Source organism: Rhodococcus sp. OS5, assembly GCF_056837585.1.
Genome location: NZ_CM166368.1, coordinates 1,915,490 through 1,931,915 on the forward strand (window position 1 = coordinate 1,915,490; position 16,426 = coordinate 1,931,915).

General features: G+C 61.2%; 13 protein-coding genes. 9 read left to right on the top strand and 4 right to left on the bottom strand.

The genetic code is table 11. The features are described 5' to 3' along the window. The first annotated feature begins 135 nt into the window (after positions 1-135). The 3 genes from ACVZUB_RS09085 to ACVZUB_RS09095 all read left to right on the top strand — a co-directional run bounded on the left by ACVZUB_RS09085 (position 136) and on the right by ACVZUB_RS09095 (position 5,372). On the top strand, positions 136-2,382 hold the full coding sequence (locus ACVZUB_RS09085) for an MMPL family transporter (RefSeq protein ID WP_482628302.1): 2,247 nt from the start codon (positions 136-138) through the stop codon (positions 2,380-2,382). A 183-nt stretch (positions 2,383-2,565) separates the two neighbouring features. Then, positions 2,566-4,011: a hypothetical protein gene (locus ACVZUB_RS09090; RefSeq protein WP_063314728.1), complete on the top strand. Its 1,446-nt coding sequence runs from the start codon at positions 2,566-2,568 to the stop codon at positions 4,009-4,011. Beyond that, a complete protein-coding gene (locus ACVZUB_RS09095) occupies positions 4,008-5,372 on the top strand; it encodes an outer membrane protein assembly factor BamB family protein (RefSeq protein ID WP_482628303.1) in 1,365 nt (454 codons plus the stop codon). Before ACVZUB_RS09090 ends, ACVZUB_RS09095 begins: the two co-directional genes overlap by 4 nt. A gap of 45 nt (positions 5,373-5,417) precedes the next feature. Here the strand turns inward: ACVZUB_RS09095 and ACVZUB_RS09100 are convergent, their stop codons facing one another. Together ACVZUB_RS09100 and dctA are read right to left on the bottom strand one after the other, a co-directional pair. Beyond that, positions 5,418-6,272 (bottom strand): glycosyltransferase family 2 protein, encoded by an 855-nt coding sequence (locus tag ACVZUB_RS09100; protein ID WP_233405670.1) that lies wholly within the window; start codon positions 6,270-6,272, stop codon positions 5,418-5,420. A gap of 549 nt (positions 6,273-6,821) precedes the next feature. Then, a complete protein-coding gene (gene dctA, locus ACVZUB_RS09105; RefSeq protein WP_063314726.1) occupies positions 6,822-8,219 on the bottom strand; it encodes a C4-dicarboxylate transporter DctA in 1,398 nt (465 codons plus the stop codon). A gap of 188 nt (positions 8,220-8,407) precedes the next feature. Between dctA and ACVZUB_RS09110 the strand changes: the two genes are divergently transcribed. Further along, entirely contained in the window at positions 8,408-8,668 is a 261-nt protein-coding gene (locus ACVZUB_RS09110) for a GlsB/YeaQ/YmgE family stress response membrane protein (protein WP_003942027.1), read from the top strand. Positions 8,669-8,825: 157 nt separating this feature from the next. Here ACVZUB_RS09110 and ACVZUB_RS09115 read toward each other — a convergent pair whose 3' ends face one another. Together ACVZUB_RS09115 and ACVZUB_RS09120 are read right to left on the bottom strand one after the other, a co-directional pair. Further along, on the bottom strand, positions 8,826-9,572 hold the full coding sequence (locus ACVZUB_RS09115; RefSeq protein ID WP_024487832.1) for a GTP pyrophosphokinase: 747 nt from the start codon (positions 9,570-9,572) through the stop codon (positions 8,826-8,828). Positions 9,573-9,620: 48 nt separating this feature from the next. Beyond that, positions 9,621-10,220 (bottom strand): SACE_7040 family transcriptional regulator, encoded by a 600-nt coding sequence (locus ACVZUB_RS09120; RefSeq protein ID WP_003941968.1) that lies wholly within the window; start codon positions 10,218-10,220, stop codon positions 9,621-9,623. A 98-nt stretch (positions 10,221-10,318) separates the two neighbouring features. Between ACVZUB_RS09120 and ACVZUB_RS09125 the strand changes: the two genes are divergently transcribed. Genes ACVZUB_RS09125 through ACVZUB_RS09145 form a run of 5 tightly spaced genes read left to right on the top strand, consistent with a single transcriptional unit; the run spans position 10,319 to position 16,425 of the window. Beyond that, complete coding sequence (locus ACVZUB_RS09125) at positions 10,319-11,908, top strand: carboxyl transferase domain-containing protein (RefSeq protein WP_042453308.1); 1,590 nt, start codon at positions 10,319-10,321, stop codon at positions 11,906-11,908. Between the two features lie 5 nt (positions 11,909-11,913). Continuing rightward, on the top strand, positions 11,914-13,953 hold the full coding sequence (locus ACVZUB_RS09130) for an acetyl-CoA carboxylase biotin carboxylase subunit (RefSeq protein ID WP_064074224.1): 2,040 nt from the start codon (positions 11,914-11,916) through the stop codon (positions 13,951-13,953). Further along, the gene (locus tag ACVZUB_RS09135; RefSeq protein WP_007730190.1) at positions 13,953-15,116 is read left to right on the top strand and encodes an acyl-CoA dehydrogenase family protein; all 1,164 of its coding nucleotides are present in this window, start codon (positions 13,953-13,955) and stop codon (positions 15,114-15,116) included. Before ACVZUB_RS09130 ends, ACVZUB_RS09135 begins: the two co-directional genes overlap by 1 nt. Beyond that, positions 15,113-15,601 (top strand): MaoC family dehydratase, encoded by a 489-nt coding sequence (locus ACVZUB_RS09140; RefSeq protein ID WP_003942078.1) that lies wholly within the window; start codon positions 15,113-15,115, stop codon positions 15,599-15,601. Before ACVZUB_RS09135 ends, ACVZUB_RS09140 begins: the two co-directional genes overlap by 4 nt. Next, complete coding sequence (locus ACVZUB_RS09145) at positions 15,598-16,425, top strand: HpcH/HpaI aldolase/citrate lyase family protein (RefSeq protein WP_003942031.1); 828 nt, start codon at positions 15,598-15,600, stop codon at positions 16,423-16,425. Before ACVZUB_RS09140 ends, ACVZUB_RS09145 begins: the two co-directional genes overlap by 4 nt. Position 16,426: the final 1 nt, after the last annotated feature.

A 16,426-nucleotide genomic window follows, 5' to 3' on the forward strand; every position in this document is an offset into this window, starting at 1 on the left:
CGAAGGCGCGTCGGATATGCCGTTTTCGCAGATATACCGGGTGCCAACAGGCCGATCGGTCCGTACCGTATGTCCCTGGCACCGAAAGACTCCGTGTTCTTCGGACAGACCAGTCCACGGCGAGAGAGGCCTACGTTGGCTACGTATCTTTACAGGTTGGGGAAGTTTGCTTTCCGCCACAAGTATCTTGTGGTGGCCGCGTGGATTATCGTGATCGCGGTGGTGGGGGGCGCAATCAGCGCCACAAATCCGACGTTCTCCAAAGAATTCAATCTTCCGGGCACTGATTCCCAACGTGCGACCGAGTTGATGAACGAGAACTTTGCAGCGGCAGCAGAGCAACAAACTCAGGCGTCGACCAGCATTCTCATCGCGGCAGACGACGGACTTGCCGCACACAGCGATCAGATCGACCAGTTGATCGCGCAGGCGAAGACGTTGCCGGATATCGTCGATCCCGAGAAGATCGTCAATCCGGTGACCCTCGCGGAGGCAAATCCGGCGGTGGCGTCGGCCGTTCTCGGCGACAACGGCAAGGTCGGGCTGATCCAGCTCAATCAGTCGATTCGCATCGAGGATCAGACACAGGCCAACAAGACGGCGTTCCTCGACTTGATGGCAAAATTCCGCACCGGTGGCCTGCAAGTCGAAGGCACCGGTTCGATGATGCAGGTACAGGCCGCAGGTGGTCTGTCGGAGATGCTCGGCTTCGCGGTGGCGTTCATCGTGATGATCGTGGCGTTCGGCGCGCTCATTGCGGCCTTTATTCCGCTGTTCACCGCAATTCTGGGAATTGCGCTGGCCACTCTGACTGTCACCCTCGGTTCGGGCTTCTTCGACATCGACGAAGGCGTCACGGGAATCGTCACGATGATCGGCATCGCAGTCTCGATCGACTACGCGTTGTTCATCGTTTCGCGTTACCGCAGTGAGCTCAATTTGGGCGGAACGAGGGAAGCCGCTGCCGGGCGCGCAGTGGGTACTGCCGGTTCGTCCGTCGTCTTCGCCGGCCTGACGGTTGTGGTCGCGCTGGCAGCCCTGGCGGTGGTCGGGGTTCCGATGATCACCCAGATGGGAATCTCTGCAGCGGTTGCCGTCATCATCGCCGTCCTCGGCGCAATCACGTTGATCCCGGCTGTCCTGGGTATCTTCGGCAGATTCGCGTTCTCGCCTCGTATCCCCGGGCTTCGCCACGGTGACGAGCCCGAGACGATGGAATCCAACGGACATCGCTGGGCCAAGATAGTCACCAAGTACCCGTGGCCGATCGCGGGTGCTGCGCTGGTGCTTCTGGTGATCGCGGCTATTCCGATGACGAAGCTCGAACTCGGACTCTCGTTCACTCAGGACGAAGAGCGGCCGGCACTTGCCCTGCTGCAACGTGGGTTCGGTGAAGGCGTCAATGGCGAATTGTTCGTCGTGCTCGACGCGCCTGACGGCACCGATATCACCGCGATTGCCGAAGGCACTGTCGCGCACATCAAGGGCCTCGACAACGTCGCAACTCCGGATCAGTTGATGTGGGTCGGAAACGGACCCGACGCGGCAAACCCGATGGCGGGCGCCAACTCTGCGCTCATCGCGGTCACCCCGCAGATGTCACCGAGCGGCCCCGAAACTCACGAGCTGATGAATCAGATCCGGGATTACGGATCGACGGTGAAATCGGAAGGCGCAGAACTCGGTGTAGCGGGGCAAACCGCGATCGTTGCCGACATGTCGTCGAAGCTCAGTTCCGCGCTCATCCCGTATCTCATCGTGGTTGTGGGTCTGGCGTTCATCATCATGATGGTCGTCTTCCGCTCGATCCTGGTGCCGCTGACCGCAACTCTCGGATTCCTGTTTTCCGTCTGTGCGACCTTCGGCGCCACAGTGGCCATCTTCCAGGAGGGCGACTTCGGGCTGATCGAGCACACACAACCCATCATCTCGTTCCTGCCGATCTTCATGATCGGTGTGGTCTTCGGGTTGGCGATGGACTATCAAGTGTTCCTCGTGACGCGAATGCGCGAGGAATACGTGCACGGATTGTCGGCCAAGGACGCCATCATCTCCGGCTACACCCATGGTGCTCGCGTGGTCGCGTCGGCGGCCATCATCATGATCTCCGTGTTCGGCGCATTCATGCTGTCCTCGGAGACGACAAGCAAGATGATGGGCTTCGGCCTCGCGGCGGCAGTCTTCTTCGACGCCTTCATCATCCGCATGATCGTGATACCTGCGGTCATGTCGATTCTCGGTGATTCGGCATGGAAGTTGCCGGCGTGGCTCGACAAGATCCTGCCGAACGTCGACATCGAGGGTGAAGCGATTCGACGGATTCCGATCGAGCAGGATCCGGATTCCGATCCAGACCCGAATCAGGTGCCTGTGAGGGTGTAAGCACTCAGGTCGTCAGGACGGGGTGCCGGTTGCACAGCAACTGGCACCCCGTTCTTCTGTGTTCATACGGAGCCCGCGCGATAGGAAACCATCCGGTTGGTAACAGAAATCGCTGTGATCGCGACAGGACATCCAGAGGCGACGCGCATCGGGAGCGGGCCGTGACGGTGACTGCGAGGGTACGTGTCGAAGGAGCAAACCGATTTGAAGCGGGCCGAGAAGTGGACCTTCGCGCTGACGGTCGTCTCCCTGATCGCCGGTGGGACAGTGGTTGCCGGGCTGGTGGATCGGTGGAGCAGTTCGCCGTCCGATGACATCTCGGTAGCTGCGTCATCTTCGATCACCATGACATCCACACCGGACGAGATTCCGGTGGAGGACGTGCCTGAATTCTCGTACGTCACGCCGAGCGCGGTGTACCCGACCGCGATTCCGGGTTGTGAGAGTGTCGAAGCGCCGGACGACGACCACGGAATCTCGATCTTCACATCGACAGGCGGCGACGACGCGTACGACGACCCACGTTTTCCGTGGTTTTCCGGCGCCAAGGCTGTATCGATGTCGGATGCGGTCGCCGATGCGATTCCGGACGGCGTCGAGATCAAGTTCGCCAGTCCGAGCCGATCACTCCAGTTCGGTCCGATCTCGGCACCGTCGACCTCGGACGAGTTGCCCGAGGGATGGACGATCGAGGATCTGGCGTCCACTGATGCGTCGGCGACAATACTTCGAGGCGAGGCCAGTGGTGGACTGTCGGTCTCGGTCAACAGCAGTAAGGCGCCGGTTCCTCCGTGCGTTGCCGGTTCTCTCGTCGAACGCCGCTCACTCGCGGATGGTTCAGTAGTGGACGTGCAGGACTCGTGGAGTGAAATCAACGGACAACGCACTCTCTCTCGTTCGGCGTTCCTTTACGGCATCGATGGCACACGAGTTCACGCCTATCTCGATGACACTGCCGATCGAGTCGGCGCCGAGGTTCAGGCAAGCGGCGCGCTTCCACTGACCATCGACGAACTGGTTTCTCTGGTCAGCCTGCCGCAACTGCGAATCACGACGCCTGCTCCGCCGGGTACGGCACCGCTTTCGCCCGGGTGCCACGGGATCCCCCGAGACTCTGGCGACGTGGCCGAACTCGATCGCGCAACGATCGAACGTCTCAACGCGGTACTCGAAGTCAGATGGCGCGCTGTACCTCCGGGTTTTCCGATTCTTGATGCCGGACCGGGCACTCTGACGGTCTCGGAGAATGACAGGTCCACCGCATGTCAGAGACTTCTCACTCGGACGGGAGACAGCGAGTCGACGCTCAACATGACAATTACCGGCGGACAACCACTCCCTACGGAGCCCAACAAATACGACCCTTCCTACGACGGGCACCCCTTGGAGGTCGTGACGCGACCGGATGGATCCGTGATCGAGCGAGACGAACGGAACTACTCGACCGTGCCCATGACAAATGACGGCTCGAAAGCAGAATCGACGCAGGAAACGAGCAGGTCGGTGGTCGTCACCCGCCCGAATGGGACCCAAGTCTCGGTTTCGTCGTCGGCTGCGATCCCGAACGATCCGATGACGTTCGCGCAGTTGGAGTTTCTCGCGACGACCGAAGGCCTGGAGATTCGATGACCACCAGATTCTCTCCGAAATCGCGACTTCGGATCGCGGCCGCCGCAGCCGTAGTCACCGTCACTGCCGCCATCGCCACGGTGGTCACGTCGACGAGTTCCGAACCGACAGCGATCTCGTCGCAGCTATGGAGCGTCGAGGCCTCCGAGATTCTCGGGCGCGAGTTCGCGATCTTCCGGAGCCCACTTGTTGGAACCGAATTCAACATGGACATGGGCGGATTCATCGACGCCGGATCACTCGTGGTCACGATGATCGGTATGCCGGACCGCCAGGCATATTCGTTGGACGACGCGGAATTGGTCGCACTCGATGCCGACGACGGCACTGTCCGTTGGCGCACGTCGGCGGTCGACGTCGGTGGTTGCTCCGAGACTCTGCTCGGCAGTTCGGTGCTGTGTTTCTCCGGGCCGTACGTATCCGGTGGTTCGTACTCACTTTTCGATATCGAGACAGGAGAGCGTCGAGACATCAAGACGCCGTGGGCACCGATCTTCGCGGTTGTCTCGGGTGACACGGTCCTCGCGCTCGAGGGCGATATCGAGAGCAACGACGTTCGCGTGCACAGCGGAACCGTCGACGATCCGGAAGCGAACTGGTCCAAAGCGTTCGACGTCGGTGGATCGTGGGAAGCCGGATACGTCGATCCGGTGATGTCGGTGCACGGCGATCTGGGCGTGATCACTCTCGACGAGTCTCTGGGATTCGATCTGAAGACGGGCGAACAGCGGTGGGTGCACGGTTACTCCACCTGTTCGACCGCGCATACATCGTCGAACGGCGTGACATTGGTGTCGGATGGCGGTTGCGAAGGCAATGGCCGTCCGACAAGTGAGTACGCGCTCGATCAGAACGGGCGCGAGTTCGCCAGGACGGACGAACTGCCCTCGGAGTCCTCGTACTACGGCGGGCGATACAGCCGAGATGATCCCGCGGGAAGATCGACTCCGATCATTCTGGGACACAGCGGTTTCGACCGGACTTCCGGCGAGAAATTGTGGTCCAACAGTGAACTCTTCGACACCGCACAGTCGTTGGCGGTGATCGGCAACGTGGTTGCCGTGACCCGTTCCGGTTCCGAACCCGAGGTCCAGTTCGTGGACCTCTTCACCGGTGAGGTCCTGTGGCGATCGAACGCCGAGCGCGCCGGGGAGGTTGTCTGGCACGGCGATGTCGTTATCGACGAGGGAAACGTCTACGGAACGGATGTCCGTACAGGCCAACGTAGTTGGGAGGTTCGGGTGGACCAGGACGGGGACGAAGAGTTCACCCCCTGGGCGATGCCGCGGGAGCTGTGGGCGGGGGAGAAGGTGCTGTTGCGTTCCAGTGAAGACCGCGTCACGGCGTTGAAACTGTCGTGAAATTCGGTGGCTGCGAACCTTCGGTGATTAGCGAAATTCGATGGGTTACTGGTGAACTGGCATGATTCGACCTTTCGACATGCCGAACAAGCGCCTGAACTCCAGGCGCTCCTGCTCGAAGTTGTAGATGCGGTAGACGGGCCACACGAGCGCGTGGAGCATCGAGTCGCCCCAGATGGTCAGTTTGAGGCGCCAATTCATGATGTTGTGAAGGTGCAGAACCGATTCGGATGCTTGGTTGTACTTCAAGTACTCCAACGGAGGGGTTTCGCCGCGTCGGCCGGACGTTTCCGCTCGCATGTCCGCGATCTGTCCGATCGTCATTCCACCCTCCCGAAGGCACAGTGAAAGGTCGATATCTTCGTGGATGTCCGGCCGGTCACTGACTTGCTCGCGGACCGACAACCATGCGCTTTTTCTGATCGCCATGTTCGCTCCGGCGACAGCGAGTACTTGACGTTCGCAATCGAACTTCCCCTGCTTCACCTGCCTGTCCAGTGCGTAGCGGTGGATTCGAGCAAACGGCGATTCGAAGAGGTAGGTGAGTCCGGCAACTGCTGAGTGAGCGGTGCTGCGTTGGAAGAAACCCTTGACCGCATCTGCCCATCCCGGTTGTACCCGTGTGTCCGCGTCGATACGACCGATGATGTTGCCGGTCGAGGCGTCGAAGCCCGCGTTCCGGGCGTGTACGACGCCTTGGCGGGCCTCGAAGACATATCTGACTTTGTCGTACTTCTCGGCGAACTCCTGGATGATCGATGCAGTACCGTCCGTCGAGTTGTTGTCGACAATCAGAATCTCATCGATTTCCGACTCGGTCAGTAGACGCTCGATGCAGCCGGAAACCGCGTTCTCTTCGTTGAATACCGGAACAACCACCGAAAGTCGATTAGTGGACAAGTGTTCAATATCCTGCATGGATGCGGTCACTGTATTCCTTTGCTGGGCAATTGGGTCCAGTCCTTCGCAAAGGTTACGATAGCAATAGGTGACCATTCGGACAATTTGAACCGAGGGCCATATGATCAATCCCGCAACAGCTTATTGCGGGAAACTGTCAGCATAAGTGCAGCTGGCACGGCATAAATGCATGCAGAATAAGGCTTTCGGAACTGATTGATTTTTACCCACTCGAGTCTATTCGTCGGTCGAACACCGGACTTTAGTCCTTCTAATTCCGGCAAATATAATGCTGCCCGTTCGCTGAATTGTGAATCGCCACTGCGGCAACCGCTGGGCAATATCTAGATGTCGCAAGTTGCTTTTCAGTGAAGTGGAGTCGGTGCAGCGCAAGTGCCATATTTGTAGATTCAACGGACCCCTGACGGCAAGGTTGCCGCCATCTGCAAATATTTGCTTTTGTAGCTGTCGGTCTGGATTTTCCAGTGAAGTCTGCCCCCGCGACTTTTCAGCACCGATTCCCGATGTGCAATCGGTAGCCGGCCCTACCTATCGGGTCAGGATGCCTTCGGTTTCGGGTGCCGGAACGGTTTTCCCGGTGATCGGATCGACTTCCTCGAGCGGTGAAACGTCTTCTCCGTCGAGCACTCGGCGCATGCGCTCCTTGTCGAGCTGCCCCTCCCAATTGGCGACCACGAAGGTTGCGACACAGTTCCCGAGCAGGTTCACCGACACCCGCATCGAATCCATGATTCGATCGGCGCCCAGTAGGAGAGCGACTGCGGCAACTGGAATTGCGCCGTGACCGATTGCGGCCACGGTGGCCGACAGCGCCAGGAATGACGATCCCGGCACGCCGGCCATTCCCTTTGAGGTGAGCATCAGAACCAGGACGGCAGTGATCTGTTCACCGAGTGTCAGGTCCACGCCGAGTGCCTGCGCCAGAAACAGCATGCAGATCGACAGGTACAGCGTCGCGCCGTCGAGATTGAACGAGTAGCCGGTAGGCACCACCAATCCTGTTGTAGTGCGCGAGCATCCGGCGTTGGTGAGCTTGACCATGATTCGGGGCAGAACTACTTCGGTCGACGCCGTTCCCAAAGCGAGGAAGAGTTCGTCCTTGATGTACTTGACGAACTTCCACAGGTTCACGCCCGCGAAGTACCTGACTATCGCGGCCAGGATGAGGATGAACAGGACGGCGGCGAGATAGCATGCGGCGATCAGCTTTCCGTAACTTCCGAGCGAAGCGATCCCGTACTGACCGACGATGTACGCCATCGCGCCCAAAGCGCCCAACGGCGCCAGTCTCATGATCCAGCCGATGATCGTGAAGAACAGATGGCTCAGACGATCGACGAGTTCGAACACGATCGGTGGTCCACTCTCACCCGCCTTGGCCAATGCGAGCCCGAACAGTACGGCGAAGAAGAGGACTTGGAGGAGTGCGTTCTCGGCGAAGGCCGAAACTATCGACACCGGAATGATATTGAGCAGGAATTCGACGGTGTGGGGAAGTTCGCCACTTCCGGTCTTGGCGGCCACGGCGTCCGCACCGTTCGCCAGCGTCTCCGGATCGATGTCGAATCCCGCACCCGGCTTCATCAGATTTCCGATGAGCAGCCCGAACAACAGGGCGAAGGTGGTCACGACCTCGAAGTAGATGAGTGCTTTGACGCCGATACGCCCCACGGCCTTCAGATCCCCGACGTGGGCGATCCCGATCACAACGGTGCAGAAGATGATCGGCGCGATCAGCATTTTGATCAGCTTGATGAACCCGTCGGCGAGGGGCTTGAGGTTCGCGCCGAATTCCGGCCACAACCAGCCGATGAGAACACCGATGACGATAGCGGCGATCAATTGCACGAACAGTGATCGGTACCAGGGCGGCTTGTTGGCGAGTCGCGCGAGCTCGCTGTTCGGCAGTTTTACGGAAGTTGGCATGGATGGGAACGGTAGGTCCGCTTGATTGCGAAAAAATAACTCGCGAATGTCGTGGATGTAACGCGTCGAGGTTGCATCTCGGACAACAATTCGGTCAACAAGCGACAGTTGTGTGTGACTGTGGTTATTGTTTCCCTGAGCGGTGATCTTCCGTCCGCGTGCATGCACGACGTGTGAGAGGGGCTGTCATGGGGCAAATTATCGGAACCATCATTTTCGGCGCAGTCATCGGAATCCTGGCTCGTCTCGTACTGCCAGGTAAGCAGCAGTACGGCATGATCGTGACCGTCGTGCTGGGTATCGCCGGAGCGCTTATCGGGTACTGGGTCTGGGGAGCGATCTCGGACAAGGGCGACACGGGTGGAATCGACTGGATCCGCTGGATCATCAGCATCGCCGCGGCGGCCGTGCTCTCGATCGGCTACAGCGCCGTCACTGGCAAGAAATAGCAAGCCGACCCAATTCGAGAAGTGCGCCCTCCCGAAGTTCGGGAGGGCGCACTTCTTTTTGTTTGCCCTAGTTGTCCGACCCCAGTTGTGAGAGAACGGCACTTTCGTCGCCTCAGATGCGCTGAAAGGCGCGTTCGCTCAGGGCAGGGGACCGAAGTCAGAGCGCCCGTCGCTGAAGATGCAGCGCCTCGAGGAACTGCGCCGGCAGATCCTGCTCGAGGATTTCGTCGTCAGGATGCGGTAGCGCTTTGATTTTCGCGAACTCGTCGTTGAGTCGTTCCATCTTGACGTCGAGGCGGTGTGCCGCGGCTGCAGCCTCGGTGAGTTCGTCGAGGAGTTCGACGGGAACCTCGCGGTTGTACTTGTAGTAGATCTTGTGTTCGAGGCTCGCCCAGAAATCCATCGCGATCGTGCGGATCTGAAGTTCGATCGGTACGTGCCTGACGCGGTCACTCATGAAAACCGGGACCTCGACGATCAAGTGCAAGCTCTTGTAGCCGTTGGGTTTCGGATCGGCGATGTAGTCCTCGCGCTCGATCACCCGAAGGTCCGTCTGGCTGGTGAGCATCTCGGCGATTCGGTACGTGTCGGAAATGAAGCTGCAGGTGATACGTACTCCAGCGATGTCGAAGATGTTCTTCGAGATGTCGTCGATCGTCAGCGGGACGTTCAGGCGTTGAGCCTTTCGCAGGATGCTGTCCGGTGACTTGACCCGTGACGTGACGTGTTCGATGGGGCTGTACTGATTGATGTGAGTGAACTCGTCCTTGAGGATGTTCACCTTGGTCATCAGTTCGGAGATTCCGAATTGGTACAACATCATGAAGCGGGAGAACTCGGTCCGCAGTTCGGCGAAATCGGCCCTGCTGACCCCACTGCTGTCTTCCACGTTCGGCACCCTCATCTGTTAGCTGGTGTAACCAGTCTGCCACCGATTGTGCCGTGTCCGGTTTCAGTGGGTGCGCAGTGCGGCGAGCGTCATATCCCGCAGGACTCGACGCGCGCGTGCCGGCGAAGCGGGGTTGGCGCTGTGAGGGGTCGAGTTGATCAGACCGAAGGTGGCATGCGCTTTGATTCGTGCGTCCGCCTGATCGAGTTGGGGATCGAGTTGCTCGAGCACCCCGACCCACACCTCGACGTACTTGCGCTGCGTCTGGCGTACCTGTCGACGCGCGTCGGCCGGCAGGCTTTCGAGGTCGCGGTCCTGGATGCGGATCAGGTCCGGCTCGCCGAGCGCGAAGTCGAGGTGAAACTCCACCAGTGCGTCGAGAGCAGCGCTCGGTGAGTCCGCTGCCTCCGCTGCCGCAGAGCCGCCTTCGTGCAGGCGCGTGCTGATGCCGACGAGAAGTTCCACGAGGACGGCGTCCTTGTTCGGAAAGTGCCGGTACACGGCCGGGCCGCTGATGCCGACGGCCGCGCCGAGGTCTTCGAGTCGCACACTCACGAATCCGCGTTCGGCGATCAACCGTGCGGCGGCGTCCAAGAGCTGACGTCGACGGTCGGCCTTCATCTGATCGCGTCGCGTCGGAGCTGCTACCTGCTCAGAGGTCATTCTCTCGATCTTTCTTCGCTTGTGTTCTGGACAACTCAGTTAATCATAGTTAATCTAGTTTCAGTTATCGAGCATTAACTCATGGCGAAGGCGGCGGGATGACTCCCAGTGGAATCACGCAAGGATCGGGCTACCGGTCCGATCACACCGTTCTGGTGGACGAACTCAAGAAGAAACTGGCGCAAGCAGCGCTGGGTGGCAACGAGCGCTCTCGCGAGCGTCACGTGAGCAGAGGGAAGTTGCTGCCGCGAGATCGCGTCGACTCGCTGCTCGACCAGGGCAGCCCGTTCCTCGAGCTGTCCCCACTGGCGGCCAACGGCCTGTACGACGACGAGTGCCCGGGCGCCGGCGTCATCACCGGTATCGGCCGTGTGTCGGGTCGCGAGTGCGTCATCGTTGCCAACGACGCGACGGTCAAGGGCGGCACCTACTACCCGATGACAGTGAAGAAGCACCTGCGCGCGCAGGAAGTTGCGCTGCAGAACAACCTTCCCTGCATCTACCTCGTCGACTCCGGCGGCGCCTTCCTGCCGCGCCAGGACGAGGTCTTCCCGGACCGTGAGCACTTCGGCCGGATCTTCTACAACCAGGCGACCATGAGCGCCAAGGGGATCCCCCAGATCGCCGCAGTTCTCGGTTCATGCACCGCGGGAGGCGCCTACGTGCCCGCGATGAGCGACGAAGCAGTGATCGTCCGCAACCAGGGCACCATCTTCCTCGGCGGACCGCCGCTCGTGAAGGCTGCCACCGGTGAGATCGTGACGGCCGAAGAGCTCGGCGGCGGCGACCTGCACTCCAAGGTTTCCGGCGTCACCGACCACCTGGCCGAGGACGACCGCGACGCACTTCGGATCGTGCGCAACATCATTGCCACGCTCGGCCCCCGCTCCGAGCGCCCGTGGGACGTCATCTCCACGGTTCCGCCCGTCGCCGATCAGAGCGAGCTGTACGACGTCGTTCCGACTGATCCCCGTACTCCGTACGACGTGCACGAGGTCATCACCAAGCTCGTTGACGGTGGCGCGTTCCAGGAGTTCAAGGCTGAATACGGCAAGACGCTCGTCACCGGTTTCGCCCACATCGAGGGCCACCCGGTCGGCATCATCGCCAACAACGGCGTGCTCTTCGGCGAATCCGCCATGAAGGGAGCACATTTCATCGAACTGTGTGACAAGCGCAGTGTGCCGCTGCTGTTCCTGCAGAACATCGCAGGCTTCATGGTGGGACGCGACTACGAGGCCGGCGGCATCGCCAAGCACGGCGCCAAGATGGTCACGGCAGTCGCGTGTGCACGGGTCCCCAAGCTGACAGTCGTCATCGGCGGCTCGTACGGCGCCGGCAACTACTCCATGTGTGGACGCGCGTATTCACCTCGCTTCCTGTGGATGTGGCCGAACGCGCGCATCTCGGTCATGGGCGGCGAGCAGGCCGCGTCGGTGCTCTCGACGGTTCGTAGTGACCAGCTCGACAGCGCGGGTAATCCGTGGTCGGCCGAGGACGAAGAATCCTTCAAGGCGCCGATCCGCGAGCAGTACGAGGCTCAGGGTAATCCGTACTACTCCACTGCGCGGCTATGGGATGACGGTGTCATCGATCCCGCAGATACCAGAACTGTTCTCGGCCTGGCCCTTTCGGTGTGCGCAAACGCGCCGATCGAGCCGGTCTCCTACGGCGTCTTCCGGATGTGAGCGAAATGACTGAGTTGCGCACTATCGATACTGTTCTCGTGGCCAACCGCGGTGAGATCGCGGTCCGCGTGATCCGCACGCTGCGTGAGTTGGGAATTCGCAGCGTCGCCGTCTACAGCGACGCCGACGCGAATGCTCGCCACGTCCGCGAGGCCGACACTGCCGTCAACATCGGACCGGCCGCGGCGCGTGAAAGCTACCTCGTCATCGACAAGGTCATCGACGCTGCCAAGTCCACCGGTGCTCAGGGTATTCACCCCGGTTACGGCTTCCTGTCGGAGAACTCGGCGTTCTCGGCTGCCTGTGCGGCTGCCGGAATCGCCTTCCTCGGCCCCTCCGAGCACGCCATCGAGGTGATGGGTGACAAGATCACCGCGAAGAATGCGGTTGCCGCGTTCGACGTGCCGGTGGTCCCGGGTATCGCTCGCCCGAATCTGACCGACGAAGAACTGATCGCAGCGGCCGAGGACATCGGCTACCCGGTGTTGGTCAAGCCTTCGGCAGGCGGCGGTGGCAAGGGAATGCGTCTGGTCGAGGATCCGGCCAATCTGGCCGAGGCTCTTCGCAGTGCCCGCCGTGAGGCCGCGTCGTCGTTCGGCGACGACACCCTGTTCCTCGAGCGATTCGTCCTGCGGCCCCGGCACATCGAGGTCCAGGTTCTCGCCGACCAGCACGGCAACGTCGTCCACCTCGGTGAGCGCGAATGCAGCCTGCAGCGGCGTCACCAGAAGGTCATCGAAGAGGCTCCGTCGCCGCTGCTCGATCAGGTGACCCGCGACCGGATCGGCGCGGCAGCCTGCAACACCGCTCGAAGCGTCGATTACACCGGCGCCGGCACCGTGGAGTTCATCGTCTCCGCCGACAAGCCGGACGAGTTCTTCTTCATGGAGATGAACACCCGCCTGCAGGTCGAGCATCCCGTCACCGAAATGGTGACCGGACTGGATCTGGTCGAATGGCAGGTCCGTGTGGCAGCGGGAGAGAAGTTGGCCTTCTCCCAGAGTGACATCACGCTGACCGGGCACGCCATCGAAGCTCGTGTGTACGCGGAGGATCCCGGCCGTGGATTCCTGCCGACGGGCGGCCGCGTCGTCGATCTGGTCGAGCCGTCAGGTTCCGGCGTGCGCGTCGATTCCGGACTGCTCGCGGGCACCGTCGTCGGCAGTGACTACGACCCGATGCTCAGCAAGGTCATCGCCCACGCTCCCGACCGCGCGGGCGCACTGCGCAAGCTCGATCGCGCACTCGGTGACACCGCAGTGCTCGGAGTCGTGACCAACATCGAATTCGCACGGTTCCTCCTCGCTGATCCGGATGTGATCGCGGGCAACCTCGACACCGGTCTGCTCGATCGTCGCGTCGAAGACTTTGTCGCAGCCGACGCCTCCGACGAGGTGCTCATTGCTGCCGCGGCGTATCGCTGGCTCTCGCGGTGGACAACTTCGGAATCCGTTGATCCCTGGGACGTCCCGAGTGGGTGGCGCGTCGGAACTCCCGCTCCGACCAGCATCAGGCTCTCCGCCGGCACCCGAACGGCGCACGTTGCGATCGTCGGCGTTCCCGCGGATGCAAAGGTCGAGGTCGAAGGTTCACAGCCTCGCGCATTCAGCGCGACCCTGACGGGATCCGAACTGGCGGTGGTGATCGACGGACGTCGACGCACGTTTGTCGTCGCCCAGACCGATGGCGGTCTGTGGCTGGCAGGCGGCGGAACCTGGCACGTGCGCGAGGTAGCCGAAGTCAGCGTTCGCGGTGAGGACAAGCATGCCGGTGACGCCGAAATCGCCAGCCCCATGCCCGGTGCCGTCATCGCAGTCAACGTCGAGAACGGCGCGGCAGTGAGCGCGGGACAACCACTCGTCGTGGTCGAGGCCATGAAGATGGAGCACTCCTTGACGTCCCCGATCGACGGGATCGTGGAAGTGCTTGTCCGTCAGGGCGATCAGGTGATGGTGGATCAGGTTCTGGCCCGCGTGGTACCTGTCGCGGACGAAGAGACTGCAGAAGTAAAGACCGAGAACACGACGCAGAAGGAAGACGCCTGATGTCCGATTACCTTGCCACCGGAGCGCTTCCGGACGAATACCAGCAGCTCGCCAAGACGGTTGCGGATTTCGCGAAAACCGTAGTGGCACCGGTTGCTGCCGAGCACGACGCCAACCACACCTTCCCGTACGAGGTAGTGGCCGGGATGGCCGACATGGGACTGTTCGGCCTGCCGTTTCCCGAGGAGTACGGCGGAATGGGCGGCGACTACTTCGCACTCTGCCTGGCGCTCGAAGAGCTGGGCAAGGTCGACCAGAGCGTCGCGATCACTCTCGAAGCTGGTGTGTCCCTTGGTGCCATGCCGATCTACCGTTTCGGTAACGAGGCACAGAAGCAGGAGTGGCTTCCGCAGCTCACCAGCGGCAAGTCGTTGGCTGCCTTCGGCCTGACCGAACCCGGTGCGGGTAGCGACGCCGGCGGAACCAAGACCACCGCGAAGTTCGACAGCGGTGAGTGGATCATCAACGGCAACAAGCAGTTCATCACCAACTCGGGCACCGACATCACCAAGCTCGTGACGGTCACCGCGGTCACGGGTGTCAAGGACGGCGGCAAGAAGGAGATCTCGACGATCCTCGTGCCGACCACGACGCCCGGCTTCACGGCCGAACCGGCGTACAACAAAGTCGGTTGGAACGCATCCGACACCCATCCGCTCACGTTCGCCGATGTTCGTGTCCCCGAAGAGAATCTGCTCGGTGAGCGCGGCCGCGGCTACGCGAACTTCCTGCGCATCCTCGACGAAGGCCGCATCGCTATTTCCGCGTTGAGCGTCGGTGCCGCCCAGGGCTGCGTCGACGAGTCGATCAAGTACGCCAAGGAACGCGAGGCGTTCGGTCGCCCCATCGGACACAACCAGGCCATCGCGTTCAAGATCGCGCGTATGGAGGCTCGTGCCCACGTCGCACGTACCGCGTACTACGACGCGGCCGCACTCATGTTGTCGGGCAAGCCGTTCAAGAAGCAGGCGTCTATCGCCAAGCTGATTTCCTCCGAAGCTGCCATGGACAACGCCCGTGACGCCACGCAGATCCACGGCGGATACGGCTTCATGAACGAGTACGCCGTCGCGCGCCACTACCGTGACAGCAAGATCCTCGAAATTGGTGAGGGAACGACCGAGGTGCAGTTGATGCTCATCGCTCGTGAGGCAGGGCTGTGACGAACCCCAAGAAGATCACTCAGCGCGGGCTCTGGTTCGAGGAGTTCGAGGTCGGCGCGATCTACGAGCATCGCCCAGGCCGGACGGTGACCGAGGCTGACAACGTCCTGTTCACGACTTTGACCATGAACACGCAGGCGTTGCATCTAGATGCCGCGTACAGCGAGGACACTCAATTCGGTGTGCGGCTGGTCAATTCGATGTTCACCCTGTCGACCATCGTCGGCCTGTCCGTCGCGCAGTTGACGCAGGGCACCATCGTGGCGAACCTCGGTTTCTCCGAGATCAGCTTCCCGAAGCCGCTCTTTCACGGCGACACCTTGTATGCCGAGACGCTCATCGCGGACAAGCGCGAGTCGAAGAGCCGTCCAGGTGAAGGCATCGTGACGCTCGTGCACACCGGGCGTAACCAGCACGGTGACGTCGTCGCACTGGCCACGCGCAAGACACTGGTGCAACTGCGTCCGGCAGAGGTGTCCTCATGACGTGGACACCGCCGGGGCCGGCGTGGTTGTTCTGCCCGGCGGATCGTCCCGAGCGCTATGCGAAGGCCGCGGCTGTTGCCGACGTCGTGATCCTCGATCTCGAAGACGGTGTGGCTCCGGCCGACAAGGAAGCCGCACGTGCAGCCCTGATCGACACGCCTCTCGATCCGGAGCGGACGGTCGTGCGCGTCAATCCGGTCGGTACGCCTGATCACGAACTCGATCTGATCGCGCTGGACGGCACACACTATTCGCGTCTCATGCTGTCCAAGTGCGAATCGGCCGAGGACGTCCTCTCGCTCGCACCGGCGGACGTGGTTGCGCTCGTCGAGTCCCCGCGAGGAGCCCTCGCCGTGGCCGACATCGCGCTTGCTGCGAACGCCATCGGTGTCATGTGGGGAGCCGAGGATCTTGTTGCCGGTCTCGGCGGCAACTCGAGCAGGCACCCGAACGGTTCGTACCGCGACGTTGCCAAGCACGTCCGATCGACGTCTCTCCTGGCCGCGAAGAGCTACGGCCGGTTGGCTGTCGATTCCGTGTACCTCGACATCAAGGACCTCGTCGGCCTGGGCGTCGAGTCCGCTGATGCCGTCGCAGTCGGCTTCGACGTGAAGGTTGCGATCCATCCGAGTCAGGTCGAGGTCATCCGCGGGGCCTTCGCACCTTCGGAAAAAGAGATCGACTGGGCCACACGAGTGCTTGCCGCGGTGTCTACTGAACGTGGTGTGTTCGCGTTCGAGGGCAAGATGGTCGACGCTCCCGTTCTCCGTCACGCCGAGAAGCTTCTTCACCGAGCCGGAATCTTTCAGCAGAAGGAGAACTAAC